Source organism: Frondihabitans cladoniiphilus (genome assembly GCF_039544345.1).
In the GTDB taxonomy this organism is placed as follows: Bacteria; Actinomycetota; Actinomycetes; order Actinomycetales; family Microbacteriaceae; genus Frondihabitans; species Frondihabitans cladoniiphilus.
The window spans coordinates 205,007-227,226 of sequence record NZ_BAABLM010000010.1 but is presented as its reverse complement, the minus strand read 5'-3'; the positions used below and the strand labels follow the sequence as shown (position 1 = coordinate 227,226).

At 70.1% G+C, this 22,220-nt stretch carries 21 protein-coding genes; 10 read left to right on the top strand and 11 right to left on the bottom strand.

Features of this window, described 5'->3' with window-relative positions; all coding sequences use genetic code 11:
* The first annotated feature begins 184 nt into the window (after positions 1-184).
* A complete protein-coding gene (locus ABEA39_RS16540; RefSeq protein WP_345377058.1) occupies positions 185-1,168 on the top strand; it encodes an NADPH:quinone oxidoreductase family protein in 984 nt (327 codons plus the stop codon).
* Here ABEA39_RS16540 and ABEA39_RS16535 read toward each other — a convergent pair.
* Complete coding sequence (locus tag ABEA39_RS16535; protein WP_345377057.1) at positions 1,165-2,868, bottom strand: AMP-binding protein; 1,704 nt, start codon at positions 2,866-2,868, stop codon at positions 1,165-1,167. The genes ABEA39_RS16540 and ABEA39_RS16535 overlap by 4 nt on opposite strands.
* Before the next feature lie 113 nt (positions 2,869-2,981).
* Here ABEA39_RS16535 and ABEA39_RS16530 point away from each other — a divergent pair, with 113 nt between their 5' ends.
* The gene (locus ABEA39_RS16530) at positions 2,982-3,878 is read left to right on the top strand and encodes an SDR family oxidoreductase (protein WP_345377056.1); all 897 of its coding nucleotides are present in this window, start codon (positions 2,982-2,984) and stop codon (positions 3,876-3,878) included.
* 67 nt (positions 3,879-3,945) lie between these two features.
* Here the strand turns inward: ABEA39_RS16530 and ABEA39_RS16525 are convergent, their stop codons facing one another.
* Genes ABEA39_RS16525 through ABEA39_RS16505 form a run of 5 tightly spaced genes read right to left on the bottom strand, consistent with a single transcriptional unit; the run spans position 3,946 to position 8,825 of the window.
* Complete coding sequence (locus tag ABEA39_RS16525) at positions 3,946-5,088, bottom strand: phosphotransferase (RefSeq protein ID WP_345377055.1); 1,143 nt, start codon at positions 5,086-5,088, stop codon at positions 3,946-3,948.
* Positions 5,085-5,990, bottom strand: a complete 906-nt coding sequence (locus ABEA39_RS16520) for a DUF7064 domain-containing protein (RefSeq protein WP_345377054.1) — start codon at positions 5,988-5,990, stop codon at positions 5,085-5,087. The genes ABEA39_RS16525 and ABEA39_RS16520 overlap by 4 nt, the downstream gene beginning before the upstream one ends.
* A gap of 47 nt (positions 5,991-6,037) precedes the next feature.
* The gene (locus ABEA39_RS16515) at positions 6,038-6,871 is read right to left on the bottom strand and encodes an enoyl-CoA hydratase/isomerase family protein (protein ID WP_345377053.1); all 834 of its coding nucleotides are present in this window, start codon (positions 6,869-6,871) and stop codon (positions 6,038-6,040) included.
* Positions 6,868-7,704, bottom strand: a complete 837-nt coding sequence (locus ABEA39_RS16510; RefSeq protein ID WP_345377052.1) for an enoyl-CoA hydratase/isomerase family protein — start codon at positions 7,702-7,704, stop codon at positions 6,868-6,870. Before ABEA39_RS16510 ends, ABEA39_RS16515 begins: the two co-directional genes overlap by 4 nt.
* Positions 7,701-8,825: a beta-ketoacyl-ACP synthase III gene (locus ABEA39_RS16505; protein ID WP_345377051.1), complete on the bottom strand. Its 1,125-nt coding sequence runs from the start codon at positions 8,823-8,825 to the stop codon at positions 7,701-7,703. Before ABEA39_RS16505 ends, ABEA39_RS16510 begins: the two co-directional genes overlap by 4 nt.
* A gap of 168 nt (positions 8,826-8,993) precedes the next feature.
* Between ABEA39_RS16505 and ABEA39_RS16500 the strand changes: the two genes are divergently transcribed.
* Together ABEA39_RS16500 and ABEA39_RS16495 are read left to right on the top strand one after the other, a co-directional pair.
* Positions 8,994-9,203, top strand: coding sequence for a ribonuclease PH (locus tag ABEA39_RS16500; RefSeq protein WP_345377050.1), 210 nt, complete (start codon positions 8,994-8,996; stop codon positions 9,201-9,203).
* Positions 9,200-9,613: a hypothetical protein gene (locus ABEA39_RS16495; protein ID WP_345377049.1), complete on the top strand. Its 414-nt coding sequence runs from the start codon at positions 9,200-9,202 to the stop codon at positions 9,611-9,613. Before ABEA39_RS16500 ends, ABEA39_RS16495 begins: the two co-directional genes overlap by 4 nt.
* Positions 9,614-9,715: 102 nt before the next feature.
* On the opposite strand, the gene ABEA39_RS16490 is transcribed toward ABEA39_RS16495, so the two are convergent.
* A complete protein-coding gene (locus ABEA39_RS16490; protein WP_345377048.1) occupies positions 9,716-10,729 on the bottom strand; it encodes an NADPH:quinone reductase in 1,014 nt (337 codons plus the stop codon).
* 72 nt (positions 10,730-10,801) lie between these two features.
* On the opposite strand from ABEA39_RS16490, the gene ABEA39_RS16485 reads away from it, so the two are divergent.
* Positions 10,802-11,245 carry a hypothetical protein gene (locus ABEA39_RS16485; protein WP_345377047.1) on the top strand — a complete coding sequence of 148 codons (444 nt, stop codon included), beginning with the start codon at positions 10,802-10,804 and terminating at the stop codon, positions 11,243-11,245.
* 176 nt (positions 11,246-11,421) lie between these two features.
* A complete protein-coding gene (locus ABEA39_RS16480) occupies positions 11,422-12,792 on the top strand; it encodes an ABC-2 transporter permease (protein ID WP_345377046.1) in 1,371 nt (456 codons plus the stop codon).
* 181 nt (positions 12,793-12,973) lie between these two features.
* Here ABEA39_RS16480 and ABEA39_RS16475 read toward each other — a convergent pair whose 3' ends face one another.
* Complete coding sequence (locus tag ABEA39_RS16475) at positions 12,974-14,362, bottom strand: MFS transporter (protein ID WP_345377045.1); 1,389 nt, start codon at positions 14,360-14,362, stop codon at positions 12,974-12,976.
* Between the two features lie 119 nt (positions 14,363-14,481).
* Here ABEA39_RS16475 and ABEA39_RS16470 point away from each other — a divergent pair, with 119 nt between their 5' ends.
* Together ABEA39_RS16470 and ABEA39_RS16465 are read left to right on the top strand one after the other, a co-directional pair.
* Complete coding sequence (locus ABEA39_RS16470; protein ID WP_345377044.1) at positions 14,482-15,339, top strand: LysR substrate-binding domain-containing protein; 858 nt, start codon at positions 14,482-14,484, stop codon at positions 15,337-15,339.
* Positions 15,340-15,624: 285 nt separating this feature from the next.
* On the top strand, positions 15,625-16,023 hold the full coding sequence (locus ABEA39_RS16465) for a DoxX family protein (RefSeq protein WP_345377043.1): 399 nt from the start codon (positions 15,625-15,627) through the stop codon (positions 16,021-16,023).
* Here the strand turns inward: ABEA39_RS16465 and ABEA39_RS16460 are convergent.
* Positions 15,983-17,266 (bottom strand): MFS transporter, encoded by a 1,284-nt coding sequence (locus ABEA39_RS16460; RefSeq protein WP_345377042.1) that lies wholly within the window; start codon positions 17,264-17,266, stop codon positions 15,983-15,985. The genes ABEA39_RS16465 and ABEA39_RS16460 overlap by 41 nt on opposite strands.
* Positions 17,263-17,859: a winged helix-turn-helix domain-containing protein gene (locus tag ABEA39_RS16455; RefSeq protein WP_345377041.1), complete on the bottom strand. Its 597-nt coding sequence runs from the start codon at positions 17,857-17,859 to the stop codon at positions 17,263-17,265. Before ABEA39_RS16455 ends, ABEA39_RS16460 begins: the two co-directional genes overlap by 4 nt.
* Before the next feature lie 87 nt (positions 17,860-17,946).
* Between ABEA39_RS16455 and ABEA39_RS16450 the strand changes: the two genes are divergently transcribed.
* Together ABEA39_RS16450 and ABEA39_RS16445 are read left to right on the top strand one after the other, a co-directional pair.
* The gene (locus ABEA39_RS16450; protein WP_345377040.1) at positions 17,947-19,437 is read left to right on the top strand and encodes an NCS2 family permease; all 1,491 of its coding nucleotides are present in this window, start codon (positions 17,947-17,949) and stop codon (positions 19,435-19,437) included.
* 4 nt (positions 19,438-19,441) lie between these two features.
* Positions 19,442-21,220, top strand: coding sequence for a cytochrome c biogenesis protein DipZ (locus tag ABEA39_RS16445; RefSeq protein ID WP_345377187.1), 1,779 nt, complete (start codon positions 19,442-19,444; stop codon positions 21,218-21,220).
* 138 nt (positions 21,221-21,358) lie between these two features.
* Here the strand turns inward: ABEA39_RS16445 and ABEA39_RS16440 are convergent, their stop codons facing one another.
* A complete protein-coding gene (locus tag ABEA39_RS16440; protein ID WP_345377039.1) occupies positions 21,359-22,198 on the bottom strand; it encodes an aldo/keto reductase in 840 nt (279 codons plus the stop codon).
* Positions 22,199-22,220: the final 22 nt, after the last annotated feature.

The following is a 22,220-nucleotide window of genomic DNA, read 5'->3' as shown; positions in this document are numbered from 1 at the left end:
CTGGAAGGTTCTGCGAAGAGCCGGGGGAAACGGAGGATGCACGGGCCGGCCCCCCACGGACTCGAATTCTGCGTACTCCGCAAGAGTATCCCCAGAGCGAGCCATGAGGGTGCGCCCGTCACGAGGGGGCTTTCGAGCGGGGGACGGGACCGTGCATCCCGCGGGCCCCGATATTCTGTACAGCGTGCAAGCAGTCGTCATCGAGAGCCTCGGGGGGCCGGAAGCGGCTCGTCTCGGGGACTTCCCCGCCCCCACCGGTAGCCACGAGCGTGCGAAGGGCGAGCGAGTCGTCGTCGACGTGCACGCTGCGGGGCTGAGCGTGATCGACGGGTTGCAGACCCGCGGGGCCTACCAGTACGGCACCCGGGTGCCCTACGTGCTCGGCAGCGAAGTGGCCGGAGTGGTGGTCGAGTCGGCGAGTGATTCCTTCGCCGTCGGCGATCGCGTAGGCGGCATCGTGTTCTGGGGCGGCGTCGCGGAGCAGTGCCTGGTCGCGCCCGAATACACCGTCAAGCTGCCCGATGCGATGTCGTACGCCGACGGCGCCGCCGTCTACCTCAACTACTCGACCGCCTGGTTCGCCTACCACCGCAGCGGCGTGCAGCCGGGCGGCACGGTCCTCGTGCAGGGCGCCGCCGGGGGAGTGGGCACGGCCGCCCTCGACCTCGCCGCAGCCTTCGGGGTCCGCGCCATCGCGGTGGTGTCGTCCGACGAGAAAGAAGAGGTCGCCCGCCGAGCCGGGGCCGCCGAGGTCGTCCGCAGCGACCGCAACTGGCTCGCCGAAGTGCAGCGCCTCACCGACGGGCACGGGGTCGACGTGGTCCTCGACCCGGTCGGCGGCGATCGCTTCGTCGACTCGCTGCGCGCCCTCCGCACCGGAGGAACCCTCGTCGTGATCGGCTTCGTCGGCGGCTCGATCCCCGAGGTCAAGGTCAACCGGCTGCTGCTGCGCAACCTGACGGTCACGGGCATCTCGATGGACACCATGGACGCCGAATACCCCGGCACCCTGCTGCAGGTGCGCGACGCCGTGCAGGCGCTGCTCGACGCCGGGCGGATCCACCCGATCGTCGGAGCGACCTATCCGATGGAGCGGAGCGCCGATGCCCTCCTCGCCCTCGAGCAACGCTCCACCCTCGGCAAGGTCGTCGTCGAGGTCCGCTCCTAGCGCTCCGCGGCGGCGGCCCGCTCGTCGGCCAGCGTCGCCGCGATCCGCTCGCGCAGCAGCTGCTTCGAGACCTTGCCCGTGGCCGTCATCGGCAGGCCCTCGACGACCTCGATGCGCTCCGGGTGCTTCTGCACGGCGATCTTCTTCGCCGTCAGGAAGGCGCTGACCGACTCGACGGTCGCCGGCGGGAAGCCGGGCTCGGTCACGACGAAGGCGCAGGCGCGCTCGCCGAGGCGCGGGTCGGGCATCGACACGATGGCCACGTCGCGGATCGACTCGTGCGTGATCAGCAGGTCTTCCACCTCACGCGACGAGATGTTGATGCCACCGCGGATGATGATGTCCTTGATGCGGCCCGAGACGCGGACGAAGCCGCCCTCGTCCATGTAGCCGAGGTCGCCCGAGCGGGAGTAGCCCCGGGGCGTGAACAGCGCCTCGGTCTGCGCGGGATCGTCGAAGTAGCCGACCATGTGCGACGGGCCACGATAGGCGATGTCGCCGTCTTCGCCGCGGGGCACCTCGAGGCCGTCGGGGCCGACGACGATGATCTCGGCGTCGGGAAGGGCGCGGCCGTCGCTCAGCACGGACTTCTCGGGGGCGTCTTCCGGCGCGCACATCGCCGTCGTGAGGTTCTCGGACCGGCCGTAGAGGCTGAGCACGCTGAGACCGCCGAACATGGTGCGGGCGTTCTGGACGACCGAGCCCGGGATCGGCGCACCCGCGCAGATCCAGTACTTCATGCCGCTCAGGTCGTGCTCGTCGGCGCGGTAGGACTGCATCACCGTGGTCAGGAACGTCGTCGACGTGACGGTCATGGTGCACTTGTTGTCGCGGATCCGTGCCATGCCCTCGTCGGGGTTCCACGCCGCCATGAAGTGCGTGCCGCCCCCGGCGAGCAACGGCACGAGGACGCCGGTGACGAGGCCGGTGGTGTGGCTGACCGGCGACGGATTGAAGAACACGTCGTCGCTGGTGACGTGCAGGCGGTCGACCATGGCCTTGCTGCCCGCGTAGAAGGTGTTGAACGTGTGGAAGCAGCCCTTGGGGCGCGACGTCGTGCCCGAGGTGTAGATGATCACGAAGCCGTCGTCGGCGCCCGCGGCCTGGCCGAGGGACTCGTCCAGCTCGGTCAGGGGACCGCTGGCGAGGAGGGAGTCGAACGCGAGCGCCGGGCCGAGGTCGTTCGCGGGCTCGGGGCGGGCGATGATCACGTGCTCGAGGGTCTCGATCTCGTCGCGGAGGTCGAGGTAGAGCTCGCGGTGGCTGAACTTGTGGAAGAAGTCGGGCCCGATCAGCACACGGGCGCCCGAGTGCTCGAGATTGAAGCGCACCTCGTCGTGCCGGAAGATCGGCATGATCGGCAGCAGGACGGCACCCAGCCGTGACACTGCGACGGCGATGGTCGTGAACTCGGCCCAGTTCGGCATCTGCGCCGCGACGATGTCGCCCCGCCCGATGCCGAGACCCTTGAGACCGGCGGCCAGGCGGATCCCCTGCTCATAAAGGTCGGCGTAGGTGAAGCTCACCGTGCCGTCGGTGACGAAGACCCGGTCGGGATGCTCGGCCACCCGGTCGGCAAGGAGCTGATAGAGCACCTTCTCCTGCCAGTCGCCGGCTTCGTAGTAGTGGGCGATGTCGTCGGCCGAATAGGGGCCGAAGGGATCGATGCTGGTGGTATCGGTTGCCGTCGTCTGGGTCACGATGCTCCTGTCCGCTGTCGGTGAGTCCGGGGGAAACGGGGCAGCGATCGTCGCTCATGAATGCCCCGCCCGGCAGATCCTCACTGAGTCCAAATTATCAGGGGAATGCCAGCATGGTTCACACTTGGGGCATGCCGAACGCCGTGTTCTCTCCCTCTCTGCTCGACGGATCCCGAATCCTGGTGACCGGGGGAGGCTCGGGGCTGGGGCTCGCGATCGCCACCGCGCTGCGGCGGCATGGGGCTGCGGTGCATCTCTGGGGCCGTCGGCCGGGTGTGCTCGAGGCCGCTGCCGACGGGATCGGCGCGACGTGGGAGTCGGTCGACGTGCGCGACGCCGAGGCCGTCGAGCTATCCGTTTCGCGCACCTGGGAGACCGACGGACCGATCACCGGTCTCGTGAACAGCGCCGCCGCCAACTTCATCGCCCCGACCGAGTCCCTCAGCCCCCGAGCGTTCCGGGCCGTCACCTCGACGGTCATGGACGGCTCGTTCTTCACCACCCACGCCCTCGGCAAGAGGTGGATCGACGCGGGAACAGCGGGGAGCGTCGTGTCCCTGCTCACCACCTGGGTCGACACCGGTTCGGCCTTCGTCGTGCCCTCCGCGATGGCGAAGGCGGCCGTCAACGCGATGACGATGTCGCTCGCCGTGGAGTGGGCGCGGTACGGCATCCGCCTGAACGCCATCGCCCCCGGCCCGATCCCGACCGACTTCGCCTGGGACGTCCTCGACCCTGGTTCGTCCAGCGTCATCGGGGCGACCGACGTGCGCGGGATCCCCGCGGGTCGCCACGGAACGACGACCGAGGTCGCCAACCTCGCCCTGTTCCTCCTGTCCGACGCCTGCGACTACCTCACCGGCGAGACGGTCGCGATGGACGGCGGGCAGCGGCTCGCCGGGCCGGGCACGTTCGCCGGACTGACCGCTCTGTCAGCCGACGACTGGGCGGCGATCCGCGAGCGGGGCAAGGCTGCCGCCGCCGCGACGAAGGCGCAGCAGCAGCACTGACGAAGGCGCAGCAGCAGCACTAGCCGCGGCCGCAGCGGTAACCGCAGCGGGTCGGGCGCGTCGGACGTCAGGCGAGGCGGGCCGCGCCCCGCGCCGCGGCGAGGAACCGCGCCACGAGCGACGGGTCGGCGTAGTACTCGTCGCCGTCGCCCGCTTCGAAACGCCGTCGGCTGTACTCGTAGAGCGCAGCGAGCTTGAAGTGGGCGAACGCCACGTACCAGTCGAGCGCACCGAGGTCGGCCCCGGTGCGGGACGCGTAGCGGGCGGCCAGCTCGTCCCGTGATGGGAACCCCGCCACGGCGGTCGCGACCCCCAGCTCTTCGATCGGCGTCGGAGCCTCGCCGGGCACGGCCCACGTCGCCAACAGATAGCCCAGGTCGACGAGCGGGTCGCCGACTGTGGCCAGCTCCCAGTCGAGCACGGCCGCGACGCGGGGCAGCGTGGGATGCGCGACCACGTTCCCGAGGCGATAGTCGCCGTGCAGCAGCGCGGCTCCCGATTCCGGCGGAACGGTGCTGTCGAGCCACGCCTCCACCTCCCGGAACGGTTCGGGCAGGGCATCCTCGCCGAACGATGCCAGGGCCGCCATGCGGGCGAGCTGACGCCGGTTCGAGCCTTCCGGGCGACCGCGGAGGCCGAGTCCGGTCCACTCGAGCGAGTGCAGGGCGGCCAGGCCGTCGATCAGGTCGAAGGCGAAGGATGCTCGGGCCGAGGCTGCCCGGAGGGACTCCGGCAGGTCCGTGGTGATCACGGGCCCCTCGACGTACGACATCACGAACAGAGGGGACTCGAGCACCTCGCCGGCCTCGGCCGTCGCCAGGACTTCCGGAACCGGCACGCGACGCCCGGCGGGGAGGCCTGCCGACGAGGCACCGACGGCCGCCATGACCCGGGCCTCGCGCAGCACGTCGTTGGCGCCGGGCGGGAGCGGGGGAGGGGGAGGTCGGCGGACCACGACGGAGCGCACCGCGCCCGCTCGAGCGGAGGACGGCGTGGCGTCGGCCGGCCGGGTGTCGTGAGGGCGGGCATCCCGCGGGCGTGTCTCGGGGGGTCGAGCGGAGGGTACGGCGACCGGAGTGGCCAGGTAGGTCAGGTTCGCGTGGCCGTCGCCGATGCGTCGCACCGTGATGCCGGAGTCGGCGGCGCCGGGCCGAGCCAGACCCTGCCGTTCGAGGAAGCCGCCGAGGGCTCGGACGTCGTCGGGAGTCACACGCCCGCCAGGTGCTCGAAGTACGACGTGGGCCAGAGGGTCTCGAACTGGCCGGCGCCGGGTTCGCCGTCGATGGTCGCGATCGAGGCGCCCTCGAGGACCGTCGTGCCGGTGCGCTCGTCGGGCAGGTGCAGGACGCCGTAGACGTCGAGCGTCAGACGGGTCGTGCCGCCGTCCACGTCGTGGAGGACGGCGTCGAGGTGCTCCTGTTCGAACGACTCGGAGTAGCGCGTCGTGGCCTCGATGGTCGAGACCGCCACCGGGCGGCCGTCGCGGGTCACGTAGCCGGCGAAGCCCCACTCGCCCCGGGCCTGCCAGATCCAGCCGTTGACCGCGCGACCGGACGGGGTGTAGGCGACCAGCCACTTCCAGTGCTGGGGTGCGCGCCAGTCGCGCAGGCCCCAGGAGTGGTCGCGGTGGCCGACGGGCCCGAGCTCCACGGTGCGGGACTCGGAGGCTCCGGTCGTGGTGAATGTCAGGCGGCCCGAGACGTGCCCGGTCTGCTCCAGACGGTCGTCGGCGAACCACGTCGGCAGGCCGTCGGGGTTGTCGCGGAAGCTGAAGGCCTCGTGCGCGCCGCGGAACGCGAGGTCGAGCTGGATCTCGGCACCGGCGACGGAGACGGACGAGGTGAGCAGCGGCTCCTCGTTGCGAATCGTCAGGGCGCCGACCGTGAAGTCGTCGAAGTCCATCGAGTCGGGGACACGACCGCCGCCCTGCTCGAGCACGAGCGTGTCGGGGCCCCAGACGGCGACGTTGTAGCCGGCCGCGCCGGTGCCGGTGACGAAGAGGTAGACCTGCACGGCGAGGCGCTCCTCGGGGAGGGCGACTTGCCAGAAGAGCGAATCGCGCATGCGTTCGCCGGGCTCGGGGCGGTGGCGGAGGTCGTCGGAGGGCTTCACGGGTGGACTCGATTCATGACTCGACTCGATTCACGCACGGTCGCGCTTCAGGCACGGTCGCCGAGCCCCGCCCGGAGCGAGACTTCGAACGAGGCCGTCTCAGAGGCCGTGGTCAGCGTGCGCTTGCCGATCCGCGCTTCGGCGAGTGAGGCGCCGCCCGAGGCCCGCACGGGGTCGGCGAGCCGGGTGGCCAGCTCGAGGGCCGTCGCCTGCAGGTCGGCGGGTGAGACGACCCGGTCGGCCAGCCCGATCGCCAGGGCCTCGTCGGCTCGGACGATGCGGCCGGTGAACGACAGTTCGGCGGCGAGCCCGGGCCCGACCGTGCGGGTGAGCATCCACGACGTGCCGAGTTCGCCGACCGAGAAGCCGACCTTGACGAAGGCCGCGTTGAAGCTGGCAGTCGACGACGCCACGCGGATGTCGGCGGCGAGGGCGAGGGAGAGCCCGCCGCCCGAGGCCGCTCCGTTGACCGCGGCGACCACGGGGAACGGGAGCTGCTGCAGCGCACGGACGGCGCCGCTGGCAACGTCTTCGATCGTGAGGAACTCGGGAACGCTCGTCGCCAGCAGTCCGCCCAACTCGGCCAGGTCGTAGCCCGCGCAGAACGCCCGATCGCCGGCGCCGGTCAGCACCAGGGCGCGGGTCCCGTCGCGCGAGACCACGCGGGCCGCCTCGCCCAGGTCGCGGAACACGTCGCGGGTCACCGAGTTCATCCGCTCGGGCCGATTCAGGGTGAGGATGCTCACGCCGTCGTGGTTCTGCGTGAGGGTCAGGCCGTCCCACTCGTGACGAGTCGTCGTGCCCTCGCCCTCGGTGGTCGTCGTGCCGTCGCTCTCGGCGGTCGCCCGGCTCGCCGCGCCCGCTGCCTCGGTGGCGCTCATTCGTTCGTGAACGAGGCCGGGCGCTTCTCGAGGAACGCCTGGAGGGCCTCGCCCATGTCCTTGGTGCGAGTGAGGAGCGTCTGACCGCGGTTCTCGAGTTCGGTCGCGGCCATGTACGACGGCACCTCGAGGTTGGCCTGCAGGGCGCGCTTCGACAGACGGACGCCGGCGGGGGAGTTGCGCGTGATCGAGGTCGCGAGGGCGATCGCCTCGTCGAGCAGGGCGTCGGGCTCGACCACACGGTTGACGAGGCGCATGGTCACGGCCTCGTCCGCCGTCACCGTGCGTCCGGTGTAGGCGATGTCGGCGGCGTGGCCGGGGCCCACCAGTCGGGGGAGCAGCCAGGACGCCCCGAGGTCGCCGGCCGACAAGCCGATCTTGGCGAACGCCGCGACGAACTTCGCGGTCGTCGAGGCGAGGCGGATGTCGGCCACCAGCGCGAGTGAGAGACCGCCGCCCGCAGCGGCGCCGTTCACGGCGGCGATCACCGGGATGCGCAGGGTGCGGATGGCCGACAGGGCGTCGGAGGCGCGCTCCTGCAGGTCCATCATCGTCATCGGCGACAGCGCACTCAGGTCGCCGGCCGCGTCGAGGTCGTAGCCGGAGCAGAATCCGCGCCCGGCACCGGTGATGATCAGCACGCGGGCCGAGTCGTCGCGGTCGAGATCGTGGGCGAGCTGCTCAAGTCGGCCGAACAGCTCGAGCGTCAGCGCGTTGAGACGTGCCGGGCGATTGAGGGTCGCGACGACGACCCCCTCGGCGGGGCGGTGGATCAGGAGCTCGTCGGGCTGCCCCGCGTCGGGCTGGGCTGCGGGCTGCGCTGCGTCGGTCATTCGGCGGCGCTCAGGTCGGCGGCGTCCTGCTCGGCGGCGGCCTCGGCAGCGGCGATGCCGGCCGCCTTGCTCTCGCCGGTCAGCACGGTCTCGGGTGCCCAGGCGTCGGGCAGCACGACGACCTGCGCCGCGTAGGCGAGGCCGGCGCCGAAGCCGAACTGCAGGGCGATCTGACCGCCCTTGGCACGGCCCTCCCGCAGGAGTCGTTCCGTCGCGAGGGGCACGGAGGCGCCGGACGTGTTGCCGGTGTCGACGATGTCGTGCGCCACGACGACGTCGTCGCGCATGCCGAGCTTCTGGGCCATGCCCTCGACGATGCGGAGGTTCGCCTGGTGCGGGATGAAGACGTCGATGTCTTCGGGCAGCAGCCCGGCGGCCTCGATGGCTCGGGCGGCCATCTTCGGCATCTCGGAGACGGCCCAGCGGTAGACGCTCGGCCCCTCCTGGCGCGCGGTCGGCCACTCGATCTCGGAACCCGGAGCGGCGTTCTTGTAGTCGAGCCAGGTGTGGGTCATGGTGATCGCGTCGGCGTGAGTGCCGTCGGAGCCCCAGATCGTCGGCCCGATGCCGGGGGTCTCGCTCGGTCCGAGCAGGGCGGCTCCGGCGCCGTCCGCGATGATGAACGAGATCGACCGGTCGGTCGGGTCGGCGTAGTCGGAGAGCTTCTCGGCACCGATCACGAGCACGTACTTGGCGAGACCGGAACGGATCATGCCGTCGGCCTGACCGATCCCGTAGCAGTAGCCCGCGCATCCCGCGTTCACGTCGTAGGCGGCAGCCGAGGGGGAGGCGCCGATCGCCGCCGCGACGATGGGTGCCATGCCCGGGGTCGGCTGCATCCACGAGACGGTCGAGATGATGACCACGTCGATGAGCGAGGGATCCACGCCCGCGGCTTCGACGGCGGCGCGCCCCGCCCCTTCTGCCAGGTCTTGGACCAGCACCGACTGGGATGCCCGGCGGCGGCTGACGATGCCCGTGCGCCGTTGGATCCACTCGTCCGACGAGTTGATCGGCTCGACGATGTCGTCGTTCATCACCGTGTACTCGCCGCGGACGCCGCCGACGGCGAGGATCCGGGAGAAAGTGGTCGGTTGTGCGCTCTGCAGGGTGCGGGACACGGGACTCCTCTGGTGCTCGACGGGCTCGCGCACGAGGGGCGAGTCCGTCTCGAAAGCCTAGTCCCCGGCTCGGGTGGCGGGATGCACGGCTCCCGGCCGCCGTCGCAGCAGAGGGATGCTGTCTATTTGTACTAGACGGCACCTGTCTAGTATGAATAGACTGCACCGATGAAGAGGCGTGCTGTTCTGACGAAGATCCGGATCGCAGCTCGAAAATCCGGGCTCGAGTTCCGGGAGGTCGAGTTGACGAACCACACGGGCGTCATCGTCGGCCAGACACGGTCGACTCTGTCGCGGCATGCCGAGATCGACGACGTCACGGCGCGAAAATTCTTCGACCAATTCACGAACGAACTCGGAAGGGGATGGTGGCGATGACGACCTACACGGTCACGGCAGAACGCTCGGGCAAGTGGTGGGTACTTCAGGCTCTCGAGGTACCCGGCGCCCTGTCGCAAGTCGCGCGGCTGGCCCAGGCCGACGAGATCAAGGAGGCGATCTCGTTCGTCGCCGGAATGCCGGTTGACGAGGTCGAGATCCGAGTCCTGCCGGTGCTTCCTCTGGCGCCGTCCAACCATCTCGATCGTGCACGTGTCCTTCAGGCCGAGGCTGCACGAGTCGAGGCGGAGGCGTCGCTCGAACTCCGCGCCGCGATCGACGGGTTCATCGAAGACGGGCTTTCGCTGCGAGACATCGGCTGGGTACTCGGCCTGTCGCACCAGCGAGTGCATCAGATCGTGAACCAGGCGCCTGCCAAGCTCCCCTCCACGACACCCAGGGCGTCCTGACGACGAGGGGCGGGAGCGCTTCCAAGGGTGCAGGCCTCGGGCGGCCGTGGCTGCGGCGGCGGTCGCAGCCACAGCCGCAGCCGCAGTCACCCGCCCGCCCGGCTAGGACGCCACGGTGATGAGCACCTTGCCCACGACGTCGTCCTGGACCGCCTGGTGCGCGGCGGCCGTCTCGGCGAGCGAGAAGTGGTGCAGCGGCAACCCGAACTCCTCGCCGACGGGAAGCGCGCCGTCGATCAGTGCTCGCGTCACGTCTTCGGCCGCCTCCTGCAGCGCCTTCTCGCCGACCGTGTAGAGCAGGACGAACTGGTAGCGGAGGTTCTTCGACATGTTGGGACGGATCGGCAGCGTGAACTCGTCGCCGCCGTTGTTCGCGTAGATGGCGATGGAGGCCCGTGTCGATGCCACGGCCAGGTCGAGCTCGACGTTCTGTGGGATCGAGACCTCGACGATCAGGTCGACGCCGTCGGGGGCGATGCTCTGGATCACGGCCGCAGCGTCTTCGGTCTTGTAGTCGACGACGTGGTGGGCGCCGGCCGCCGAGGCCAGAGCGGCCTTGGCGTCGCTCGAGATCGTGGTGATCACCGTGGCGCCGGCCCAGCGTGCCAACTGGATCGCTGCGTGGCCCACGGCCCCGGCGCCGCCCGCCACGAGGACGGTCGTGCCCGACAGGGCGCCCGGCTCGAGGCGCCGGGGACCGTCTTCGGCGACGGTGAGCGCGCGGTGCGCCGTCATCGCCGGGACGCCGAGCGAGGCGCCGACGTCGAAGCCGGTCTCGGCGGGGAGCTTGACGACGTGGGCGGCCAGAACGGTCGCGTACTCCTGCGCGGTGCCGGACGGGCGCTGGTAGGCCGACAGGTAGAGCCAGACGCGGTCGCCGACGTCGAGCCCGGAGACCCCGTCGCCCACGGCGTCGACGACTCCGGCGCCGTCCTGGTTCGGGGTGACCTCGGCGAACGGGACGTCGCCCGCGCTGCGCGACTTCCAGTCGGTCGGGTTGACGCCCGACACGACGATGCGCACCCGCACCTCGCCCGGGCCGGGTTCGACCTGTTCGCGGTCGACGAGGTGGAGCACGTCGGGCGTGCCGGTCTGGCTGTAGACGATCGATTTCATGATTCGAGTCAACACCGCGGTGGTGCATCCCATGCCCGGAGACGGCGAGCCCGTCTTGGATACGGTGAGCCTGTGGAGAATCGCTTCCGAATCGACGGTGTGGAGAACGGAGTCGACCGACGGCGGTCGGTCGCGAGCCTCGACGGCGACGGGGTGCTCGATGCGACCGTGGTGGCGGAGTCGATTCCCGAGAGCGCGGCGGAGTGGGCGACGGTGCCGCCTCGACTGCTCATCACGCGGATCCCCGTCCGGTTCGACGGAGAGGCGTTCGGGGCGCGGGTCGACCAGGACCTCGTCGACGAGCTGTCCTTCCAAGACGACGAAGACGACGGGCGAGTCGGTGACGCCGGAGTCGTCTTCCTGTTCGGCTCGCGCTTCGAGGTCTTCGGTCGCGTGACGCTGCAGGCGGGGGATCGCCTGCGATTCCGCGGGGACGTGCATCCGCCCGGCTCCCTCGAGCCGTGGGTGCTGGACGTGTCACTGGGGTTCGGCGGGCGTCGGGGTCCGAGGATCTGAGGCCCGGGCATCCCGCGAGCCGGTCTTCGGGGTCTTCAGGGGATGCTCAGCCGGGGTGGCCCCATGCCGACCCGCCCGATCGGACCCTTTTGTTGTAGTCTGTTAACTAAATACTTGAACACCCTCGGTGGAGCCTGCTCGCCGAGAGAACCCGAAGGGCCGGACGAGCCAGCAGAATGACGACGACGATCACCAAGACGCCCGCGACCGGGCATGCGGAGCACCGCCACGCCGAACACAAGCGCGGGGCGTACGACCGGTTCCGCGACCAGTACGAGAAGCTGCCGCCGGGGGTCCAGCTGATCGGTCTCCAGCTGTGGCTGCCCGTGTTCTTCGTGATCGCCTTCTGCTTCTGCTACGTCCTCGCGTTCCACGCGCCGAGCCCGCACAACATCCCGGTGCAGATCGTCTCGTCGAACAGCCAGACGAACGACGCGGTGGCCTCGGGCCTGACGAAGTCGGCGGGCGGCGAACTTCTCGTGAGCACGTCGACCGACCTCGCGACGGCCAAGACTCAGGTCATGAACGGCACCTACGCCGGCGTCTACGTGCCGGGAGCGACCTCGTCGACGCTGTACATCGCCTCGGGCAACCAGTACCAGCTCGCGACCCTCACGAAGACCGTCTTCACCGCCGTGGCCACCGCGTCGAAGACGACGCTCACCGTCGACGACCTCGCGCCGCTGCCCGCGCACGACTCGTTCGGCACCACGCTGTTCTACGTCACGCTCGCGACCACCATCGGCGGCTACATGGTCGCGATGTTCATCGGCATGATGGGGGCGGCTCTGCGCCACCGGACCCGCTTCGCGATCCTCGGCGGCGCAGCGATCGTGCTGCCGTTCATCGTGACGCTGATCACACACCTCATCGGTGCGGTCACCGCGAACTTCTTCGTGACCTGGGGGATCGCCTCCGCGACCGCGATCACGATCGGCGTGGTCGTGAACGGCCTGTCGTACTTCCTCGGCCGATTCGTGACCGGAGCCGCCCTGCTGATCTTCGTGTTCATGACCGTGCCCGCCTCGGGTGGCGCCTACCCGCCGGAGTTCCTGCCCGGATTCTTCCGCTGGGTGCACCCGTTCGTCTCCGGCACCGCGACCATCAACCTGTTCCGGCACGCGGCCTACGGAGTCGGCCCCTCGCCTCTGCTCGGCTACCTCCTGCTGGCCTGCTACGCCGCGGTCGGTCTCATCCTCACCTTCGTCGGGCGTCCGCTGTGGGTGCGTCGTCAGCGCAAGGCCGCCATCCACCACAAGCGTCCGACCATGATGGCCGCCGCGCAGATGGCCGCCATGTCGGCCGGACGCAAGGCCGCCGAAGAGGCTGCGAACAGCGTCGCGGCAGGCGGGGGATCCGGGGCGTCGCCCTCCGACGGCGAACTCGACCACTACGCCCCCGAGGTGCACGTCGAGACGGAGTCGATCCGCGTCCAGGCCCAGAACGACGGCCAGCTCAACCGCGATCACCGCGTGCCCGTGACGAGCGACGCGACCGGCGGGCCCGCTGCGGCGGCCGGTGTCGTCGCGGGCGGGGGCCACGACTAGCCCTCCCGAAGCGCCGAACGGCCCGCCGTCCCTTCGGGGATGGCGGGCCGTTCTGGGTGCGGGCGGATGGTCCACGCTGTGCGGGCGAGTGGTCGCCCTCGGTGCGCGCGAGTGGTCGCTCTCGGGGCTCCGCCGGGCAGGCAGGGCCCCGGATCTGACCACTCGGCGCCGCGAGAGCGGGTCAGCCGACGCGCTGCGCGATGTGCAGCGTCGGCACGTGGTGCAGCATCCGCACCTGCAGCGTGAGGTGGCCGCGCCGTGCGAGCACCACCCCGGCCACGAGAGCGGCGAGGGCCGGCACGCCACCGGACACGAGCATGCCGATGTGCACCCCGAAGGTCGACACGATCCAGCCCATCAGGGGTCCGCCGACGGCCTGGCCGCCGAGCAGCACCAGGACGTACAGCGACATGACCCGACCGCGCACGGCGATGTTGCTCGACAGTTGCACGAGCGAGTTCGACGCGGTCTGGAACAGGAGCGAGGCCATACCCACCGTCACGAGCAGCAGCGCGAACGGCACGATCGCCGGCATCTGACTCGTCACGGCCTGGAGCAGCCCGGTCACACCCACGCCGATCACGACCGTGCGCAGGCGGATGGACGCCCGTCGCGTCGAGAGGAGCGCGCCGGTGAGCGCGCCGATGGCGATCATGGAGTTGAAGAGGCCGTAACCGCCGGCGCCGACGTGGAAGACGGAGGAGGCGTAGGTCGCGAGGATCACCGGCATGGTCAGCCCGAACACGGCGAAGAACGCCACCAGGATCACCGGCCAGATGATCGTCGGCTTGCCCACGGCGTAGCGGAGGCCTGCACGGAGTTGCCCGGCAGCTCGCGGCGGTGGCGCGAGACGGGTCATCTGCGACGCGTTCAGCAGGGTCAGCATGACGACGACGAGGATGCACGCCGCGCCGTTGATCGCGAAAGCCCACCCGGCCCCGACCGCCAGCAGCAACGCTCCTGCGATGGCCGGCCCGATCATCCCACCCAACTGGAACACCGAGGAATTCACGCTGATCGCGTTCCGGAGGTTCTTCTGCCCGACCAGCTCGGACACGATCACCTGCCGAGCGGGGTTGTCGATGACGGTGACCAGGCCGGTGAGGAACGCGATGCCCCAGACCATCCACGCCTCGACGTTGCCCGACAGGGTGAGGGCGGCCAGCCCGAGGGCGAGGACGGCGAACACCGACTGCGTGATCATCATCAGCATGCGCTTGGAGAAGCGGTCGACGATGACCCCGCCGAGGAGGCCGAAGAACAGCATCGGGGCGAACTGGGCGGCGACCGTGATGCCGACGGCCGTGGAGCTGTGCGTCAGCTCGAGCACGAGCCAGTCCTGCGCCACGCGCTGCATCCACCCGGCGGTCATCGCCACGAGGTTGCCGGCGGTCCAGATGCGGAAGTTCGGCACCTTCAGCGCGATGAAGGTGTGACGCCACGGCGGCCGGGTCTGGACGATGGACATCGGCTCGGTGGGCGGCGAGGCCGCGAGGGTGGCGGCTCGTGCGGCCGCGGTCTCTTCGGTGGGGGAGGTGATGACGGGGATGGTCGACGTCGACGTGGTCAAGCTGATCCTGAGGTCGTGGTGGGAGATGATCTCCCACCACGGTAGGGAAGACGTTGTCATTTCGACCCGCAATGGTCAGTATTAGTGCCATTGGACTTCGTAATGAGAGGCGCCCGCACATGTACGACCCGACCCTCCTCCGCACCTTCCTGGTGGTGGCCGAGACGCACTCGTTCACCCAGGCGGGCATGCGGCTCGGCATCAGCCAGCCGACTGTCAGCCAGCACGTCTCGAAGCTCGAGAAGGCGGCGGGGCGCACCCTCGTGGCCCGCGACACCCGCGAGGTCGCCCTCACCGACAACGGCGACGCCATGGCCGGTTTCGCTCGGACGATCCTGGCCGCCCATGCGGCCGCCGAGAGCTACTTCTCGGGATCGGCGATGCGCGGTCGACTCCGGTTCGGGGCTGCGGACGACCTCGCGATCACGCAGATCCCGCGCATCCTGCGTCATTTCCGGCAGTTGTACCCGCAGATCAACCTCGAGCTGACCGTCAATCAGAGCGGTCCGTTGAGACGGCGTCTGGCCGGCGGGATGCTCGACCTCATCTTCATCAAGCAGAACACCGGCGAGTCCGACGACGGCACCCGCGTCGCCGGCGACCCCATGGTCTGGATGGCGCAGGAGCGTCTGCAGATCGACGACGGCCAGCCCGTGCCGCTGATCACCTACCAGGGCCCCAGCCTCAGTCGGCAGATGGCCATCGATGCGCTCGAGGCGGCCGGCCGCACCTGGCGGATCACCTGCAACACCCGCGACGTGAACGGGATCCTCGCGGCGGTCCGTGCCGGGATCGGGGTAGCGGTGTTCCCGTACTCGCTGATCCCGAGCGACCTCATCAAGGTGTCGAACCGCTTCGAACTGCCCGACCTCGGCGACGTCGACTACGTGCTCATCGAGAACCCGAACGGGCCGACCGAGCCGGTGCGGGCGCTCATGTCGGCGATCACGAGCCGCGGGGTCAACCGGGCGGTGTGACGGCGCGCTTCGCCTGCGGGGTTCGCCTCCGCGCTTCGTCTGCGCGCTTCGTCTGCGCGGCCGTGCGCTCTTTCGTCGTCCCGTCCTCGTGCGTCCCGCGCGCCCCGCCGACTCCAGAACACGCCGCTCATGTTCCGTCCTGCCTGTTCGTTCTGGAGTTGCCGACGGCCGCTTGGCGCGCCGCCTCCAGGAAATGCCGCTCCGCGGGAAGGTGGGCGGCGTGTTCTGGAGTCGAGGCCGCCGGGCCGCAGTCAGGGCACAGGAGGCGAGAGAAGGATGCACGTCATGAGTTCCACGAAGAAGAGCAAGAAGTCCGCGCGCCGCGACGTCACCCGCATGATCGGCCTGCTGGGCGGTTCGGGCGCGATCCACCTGGCTCGGCCCAAGACCTACGAGGGCATCGTGCCGGAGGTCATGCCCGGGTCGGCCAATGCCTGGGTCAAGGTCTCGGGTGTCGCCGAACTCGGTATCGCGGGGCTCCTGCTGTTGCCGCCGACCCGCAAGCTCGGCGCGACCCTCGCGGCGCTGCTGCTCGTCGCCGTGTTCCCGGCCAACGTCAAGATGGCCCGCGACTTCGCGGCCGACCCGACCAAGTCGAGCGCCGCCCGGGCGGTGTCGATCGCTCGGCTCCCGTTGCAGGTGCCTATGGTGACGCGGGCGCTCCGGATCCGTCGCGCCGCGTAGCCCCGCCACGGGCCGAGGCGGTGGCCCGGGGGAGAAGGACGACGGCGAGAACGGCCGCCACGGCGTAGAGACCGCCCTGGACCTCGAGGAGCGGGAGGACCCCGACGGGCCCGGTCAGAAGCCCTGCCCCGAGCATCCCCACCGCTTGGCCCACGGCCACGACGAGGCCCAGGGCGGTGAACACGCTGCCCCTCTCGTTGTCGTCCGACGCCTGCTGCAACAGGCTCGTCAACCCGGCGCCGATGAACACCGCAGGCACCCCGGCGAGGATGAAGAGCGCGACGTAGAAGCCGAGGGCGTGGGTCACGAAGACCAGGTTCCAGATGACGAGGGTGACGGCCGCGAACGACCCGACGCCGACCACGGCCAGTCGACGGACGTCGACCCGCGACGCCACGAACCCCAACGCGGCGCCGGCGACGATGGCGCCGATGGCCTGGACTCCGCGGAGGAGGCCGACGTCGGCGTCCGTCCCGCCGAGGGGGCCCCGTACGAAGAGGACGAACAGCACGACGAACAAGCCCTGGGGGATCGACGAGACGGCCATGACCACGAGGGGGCCCCGGAGTCGCCGATCTCGGAGCAGGGCCAGCAGCCCCCGGGATCGTGCACGCTCTTCTGCTCGGGGCCGCTCTCGCCCTTTCGCCCGATCCCCTACGAGCGTCGCCACGAGCACGGCCGACGCGATATAGCTCACCAGGTCGACGGCCACGACGAGTTCGAGGCCTCCTGTGACGAGGAGGACACCGCCGAGCGGCCCGCCGATCAGCCGGCCGAGGTCTTGGTTGACGGCGACGAGAGCGTTCGCCGAGACGATGCGATCTCGGCCGACGAGTGTCGGCAGAAGGGCGTTCTTCGCCGGTTCGAAGGCGGAGCTGAAGACGGCCTGGGCGATGATGACGCCGTAGATGACCGGCAGTTCGCCCGGGCCGTGCACGAAGAGCAGCGGCAGGAGCGAGAGGCCCTGCCCGACGTTGACGCCCACCATCAGGGTTCGGCGGTCGACCCGGTCGACGAGGCGCGCGACGAACGGGGCCAGGACGACCGCCGGGACGAGCTCGAGCAGGAAGGCCAGGGACGTGCCGAGCGCGGACCCGCTCAGCTTCAGCACGACGAGCGGCAGCGCGATGAACAGGAGCCAGTCGCCGCCGTCGGAGACGAGCCCCGCTACCCAGAGACGTCGGAACGCGGGGACCGCGAAGGCGGACGGAGGCCGGGTGCTCGTGCGGGACACGCTCGTCATCGCGGGCCCCAGGAGCGGGGGAACGCCATGGTCGACAGGTGCACGTGGCGGGCCTCGTCGGGGGCGTCGGAGCGGGTGGCGGAGATGTAGGGGCGGACGACGGTGTCGATCGCCTTCTGGATCTCGGTGAGCTCTTCGGGCGTGGCCAGGAGGCCGTAGGTGGCCTGGAAGTCGACCTCGCGCCACTCCGGCGGCAGGGTCTCTCGCACCCGGATGTGCTCGCGGGCGAGCTGGTGGTCGAGCTGGAGCGTCGCCGCGGCGAGAGTGTCGATGCCGTGTCGGGTCTCGGGGTCGGACTGGTCGAGGTCGAAGCCCGTGATCGTCGACCGCCATGGCTTGGTGCGCGCGTCGCCGTCGCCCTCGGCCCTCTCGACCAGACCGAACGCGCTCAGGATTCGCAGGTGGTAGCTGCAGTTGGAGGGGGTGTCGCCGACGGCCCGAGCGCACTCGGAGGCGGTCGCAGGCCCCGCGGACATGAGGTAGCCGAGGACGTCGAGCCGGACCGGATGCGACAGCGCGTCGAGAGCGCGCGGGTCGCTGAGAAGAGGGCGCTGCTCGATGAGGCGTGGTCGACGAGGGGGTTCGGCCGACATGAGGACTCCGATCTGAAAGGCTCTTTCAGACTTTAGTCGACGAGCCGTACGCTTGTCACGGCCGAATCCCCTGTCGTGGAGAAGATCATGAGCACCACCCCTGGCACCAGCCGCACCGGCACCGCCCCCACCGAGCCTCGCCCCACCGGCGTCCTGCCGCGTGTCGACCGGTTCTTCGAGATCTCGGGCCGCGGCTCGACCTACGCCCGGGAGATCCGCGGCGGCGTCGTTACCTTCGTCACGATGGCGTACATCGTCATCCTCAACCCGCTCATCCTCGGCGGTTTCTCGGGCAGTCAGGCAGCGAAGGACATCGCCGGCAACTGGCTGCAGAACGGTCAGGTCGCCGCCGTCACCGCCTTGACGGCCGGCGTCATGACGATCCTGTTCGGCCTCATCGCCCGGCTCCCGTTCGGCCTCGCCGCGGGGCTCGGCATCAACTCGTTCCTGGCCGTGAGCGTCGTGAAAGACGTCACCTGGCCCGAGGCCATGGGGCTCGTCGTGGTCGAGGGCCTCGTGATCGTCGTGCTCGCGGCCACGGGCCTCCGCTCCATGATCTTCCGGGCCGTGCCGCCCGCCCTCAAGACCGCGATCACGGTCGGCATCGGCCTCTTCATCGCCTTCATCGGCCTGGTCGACTCCGGCTTCGTGCGCTCCTCGGGTGCGGACTCGCCTCCCGTGCAGCTCGGCGACGCCGGCTCCATCGCCACGCTGCCGACCCTCGTCTTCGTCATCGGGCTCATCGTCATCGGAATCCTGATGGCACGGAAGGTCAAGGCCGCCCTCCTCATCGGCATCGTGGCGACCACGATCATCGCCATCGTGCTCGAGGCGATCTTCCACGTCGGGCCGTCCCTCGGAACGAACCCGGCGGGGTGGAACCTCAACGCTCCGGTGCTGCCCAGCGCCCTGGCGTCGCTGCCCGACCTCTCCCTCCTGGGGCACTTCTCCTTCGGCGCCTTCGGTCGGATCGGCGGCGTCGCGGCCACGATGCTGGTGTTCACGCTGGTCTTCACCAACTTCTTCGACGCGATGGGCACCATGACCGGCCTCGCCCGTCAGGCCGACGTCGCGGCCGAAGACGGCACCTTCCCCCGCCTCCGCCCGGCCCTCATCGTCGAGGGCATCGGCGCCGTGGCCGGCGGTGCGTCGTCGGGATCCTCGAACACGGTGTTCGTCGAATCGGCCGCGGGCATCGGCGAGGGTGCTCGCACCGGGCTGGCCTCCGTCGTCACCGGGGTGCTGTTCCTCCTGGCCATGTTCTTCACGCCCCTCACCGAGGTCGTCCCGCTCGAGGTCGCCGCGAGTGCCCTGGTCGTCGTCGGTGCCCTGATGGTCAGCCAGGTGGTGAACATCGACTGGACGGAGTTCTCCGTCGCCCTGCCCGTGTTCCTCACCATCATCGTCATGCCCCTGACCTACTCCATCTCGAACGGCATCGGGGCGGGCTTCATCTCGTGGGTGCTCATCCGCTCGCTCTCCGGAAAGGCCCGGGAGATCAGTCCTCTCCTCTGGGTCGTCGCAGCGGGTTTTCTCATCTACTTCGCACGGGGGCCGATTCAGGCCTGGCTAGGCTGAAACCATCGTCACGCTCATCTTCCTCGGCCTCGTCGGGGGCCTCATCACGGGCATCTCCCCGTGCATCCTGCCGGTCCTGCCGGTCATCTTCCTGTCGGGCGGCGCGCAGTCCGCTCGGCGTCGAGCGGCCGACGGCACGGTCTCCCCGGCCGACGAGAAACGCGTCGGGTGGCGACCGTTCCTCGTCGTGGCCGGCCTGGCCCTGAGCTTCAGCGTGTTCACGCTCTTCGGCACGCTGGTCCTGAGCGCTCTGCCCGTGCCGCAGGACATCATCCGGTGGATCGGGCTCGTCGCGCTCGTCCTGCTCGGCATCGGCATGATCGTGCCCGCTTTCCAACACGTGCTCGAGAAGCCGTTCGGCTGGATCCCGCAGCGCCAGGTCGGCACCGAGAAGGGCGGCTTCCTGCTCGGCCTCACGCTCGGTGCGGTCTACGTGCCCTGCGCCGGTCCCGTTCTCGCCGCGATCACCGTGGCGGGGGCGACCGGTCGAATCGGCATCGAGACCGTGCTCCTCACGGTGGCCTTCGCGGTGGGCACCGCGGCTCCTCTGCTCTTCTTCGCCCTCGCCGGCCGGGGCGTGGCCGAGCGGGTCAAAGCCTTCCGGGTTCGACAGCGCGCCATCCGCATCGGCGCCGGCGTCGTCGTCATCGGCCTCGCGGTCGCTCTGACGTTCAACGCCACCGACGCGATCCAGCGAGCGATCCCCGACTACACCGCGGCGCTCAACCACTCCCTCGAGGGCACGGGCTCCACGTCGGCCCTGAGCGGTACCGGGAGCGGGTCCGGCACCGCGAGCGGGTCCGGCTCCGGCACGTCCACGGGCGGCACCGGGACGCTCGCCGCCTGCCAGCAGGAGGCCGCCTTCACGACGCCGACGACGCTGCGCGACTGCGGTTCCGCCCCGGCGTTCACCGGCATCCAGCAGTGGTTCAACACGGCGGACGACCAGCCGGTCACCCTCGCATCGCTCAAGGGGAAGGTCGTCCTCGTCGACTTCTGGGCGTACTCCTGCATCAACTGCCAGCGCGCCATCCAGCACGTCGAGCAGTGGTACAAGACCTACTCGCCCGACGGATTCGTCGTGGTCGGGGTCCACACGCCCGAGTACGCGTTCGAGCACGTGCCCGCGAACATCCAGGCCGGAGCCGAGCGGCTGGGCGTCACCTACCCGGTCGCCGTCGACAACGACTACAAGACTTGGACCGCCTACAGCAACACCTCGTGGCCCTCCGACTACCTCGTCGATGCGACCGGCACCATCCGCCATGTCTCGCTGGGCGAGGGCGGTTACTCGACCTTCGAATCCATGATCCGCTCGCTCCTGACCACGGCCGATCCCACCGTGAGCCTGCCGCAGGCGACCGATGTCCCCGACACCACCCCGACCGACCGGGCGCAGACTCCCGAGACGTACCTCGGCTCCAAGCGCGCCAGCAACTACGCGGGGTCGCCGGCGCTCACGAACGGGGCAGGCACGTTCACCACGCCGAAGTCGTTCGACGCGTCGTCGTTCGCGCTCGGCGGTGCGTGGACGGTCGGCGACGAAGACCTCACCAGCGGCTCCGGTGCGTCCATCACGCTGAACTACACGGCGAGCAAGGTGTACCTCGACGTCGGCGGCACCGGAACGATGACGGCGACGGTGGGCGGCACGAGCACCACGTTCTCGGTGTCGGGAGCGCCCAACATCCAGACGGTGGTGTCGTCGCCCGGCGTCGGCACCGGGCAGGTCACGGTGACACTGTCGGCGGGGCTGCAGGTGTATTCGTTCACCTTCGGCTGAGCATCCCGCGTTCTTTCTGGCCCTTTTGTCTCGAATGCGGCGGGCAGGCAGGGCAGACAGGCCGGCAGGCGGGCAGCAAGCGCGGCGCGGCGGCCGGAACGAGCGGGGGAGACGGCGGGATGCGAGGGCGGGCCGCGGCTACAGCATCTCGAGCGGCGTCGCCCGGGTCGGCGCCGGGAACGCCTCATCGAGGAGATCGCGCTCGGCCTCGGTGAACGTGACGTCGCGGGCCGCGGCGTTCTGCTCGACGTGCGCGCGCGTCGAGGCCTTCACCACGACGAGCCCGTCGGGCAGCGCCTGAAGCACCCAGGCCAAGGCGAGTTGGGCCGGTGTGACTCCCTTGTCTTCGGCGATCTCGTCCAGGGTCGTGTCGTCGAGCAGCTCGCCGTGGTCGACGGGGGAGTAGGCCATCAGGGGGATGGACGAGGCGCGCTGGCGGGGCAGCAGGTCGAACTCCGGCCCTCGTCGTGCCAGGTTGAAGAGGACCTGGTTCGTCTGCAGGTTCGAGCCGCCGGAGAGGCCCTCGAGCTCGGCGAGGTCGGCCACGTCGAAGTTGCTGACGCCCCAGCCGAGGATCGACCCCTCCTGCACGAGCTCTTCCAGACCGGCGACGGTCTCCTGCAGCGGATACGCCCCTCGCCAATGCAGCAGGTACAGGTCGAGCCGGTCCGTTCCCAGCCGGTCGAGGCTCGCGTGGCAGGCCTCGATCGTGCCGGTGCGGCTGGCATTGCTCGGCAGTACCTTGCTGACCAGGAACACCTCGTCCCGTCGCCCGGAGATCGCCTCGCCGACCAACTGCTCGGCCAGACCGCCCCCGTACATCTCGGCGGTGTCGACGAGCGTGAGCCCCAGGTCGAGTCCGTGCCGGAGCGCGTCGATCTCCGACTCTCGGCGAGCGGGATCCTCGCCCATCAACCAGGTGCCCTGGCCCAGGCGGGGTGTCGTGGTGCCGTTCGGGAGTGTCACGGTAGTGGGCATGCCTCGGATGCTACTGGCGCCC

What these genes read in the sequence shown, in the direction of transcription:
- ABEA39_RS16530 (WP_345377056.1), top strand. Translation starts at nt 2,982, where the DNA reads ATGGTTCACACTTGGGGCATGCCGAACGCCGTGTTCTCTCCCTCTCTG.
- ABEA39_RS16515 (WP_345377053.1), bottom strand. Translation starts at nt 6,871, where the DNA reads ATGAGCGCCACCGAGGCAGCGGGCGCGGCGAGCCGGGCGACCGCCGAG.
- ABEA39_RS16510 (WP_345377052.1), bottom strand. Translation starts at nt 7,704, where the DNA reads ATGACCGACGCAGCGCAGCCCGCAGCCCAGCCCGACGCGGGGCAGCCC.
- ABEA39_RS16500 (WP_345377050.1), top strand. Translation starts at nt 8,994, where the DNA reads ATGAAGAGGCGTGCTGTTCTGACGAAGATCCGGATCGCAGCTCGAAAA.
- ABEA39_RS16495 (WP_345377049.1), top strand. Translation starts at nt 9,200, where the DNA reads ATGACGACCTACACGGTCACGGCAGAACGCTCGGGCAAGTGGTGGGTA.
- ABEA39_RS16490 (WP_345377048.1), bottom strand. Translation starts at nt 10,729, where the DNA reads ATGAAATCGATCGTCTACAGCCAGACCGGCACGCCCGACGTGCTCCAC.
- ABEA39_RS16480 (WP_345377046.1), top strand. Translation starts at nt 11,422, where the DNA reads ATGACGACGACGATCACCAAGACGCCCGCGACCGGGCATGCGGAGCAC.
- ABEA39_RS16470 (WP_345377044.1), top strand. Translation starts at nt 14,482, where the DNA reads ATGTACGACCCGACCCTCCTCCGCACCTTCCTGGTGGTGGCCGAGACG.
- ABEA39_RS16465 (WP_345377043.1), top strand. Translation starts at nt 15,625, where the DNA reads ATGAGTTCCACGAAGAAGAGCAAGAAGTCCGCGCGCCGCGACGTCACC.
- ABEA39_RS16460 (WP_345377042.1), bottom strand. Translation starts at nt 17,266, where the DNA reads ATGACGAGCGTGTCCCGCACGAGCACCCGGCCTCCGTCCGCCTTCGCG.
- ABEA39_RS16455 (WP_345377041.1), bottom strand. Translation starts at nt 17,859, where the DNA reads ATGTCGGCCGAACCCCCTCGTCGACCACGCCTCATCGAGCAGCGCCCT.
- ABEA39_RS16450 (WP_345377040.1), top strand. Translation starts at nt 17,947, where the DNA reads ATGAGCACCACCCCTGGCACCAGCCGCACCGGCACCGCCCCCACCGAG.
- ABEA39_RS16440 (WP_345377039.1), bottom strand. Translation starts at nt 22,198, where the DNA reads ATGCCCACTACCGTGACACTCCCGAACGGCACCACGACACCCCGCCTG.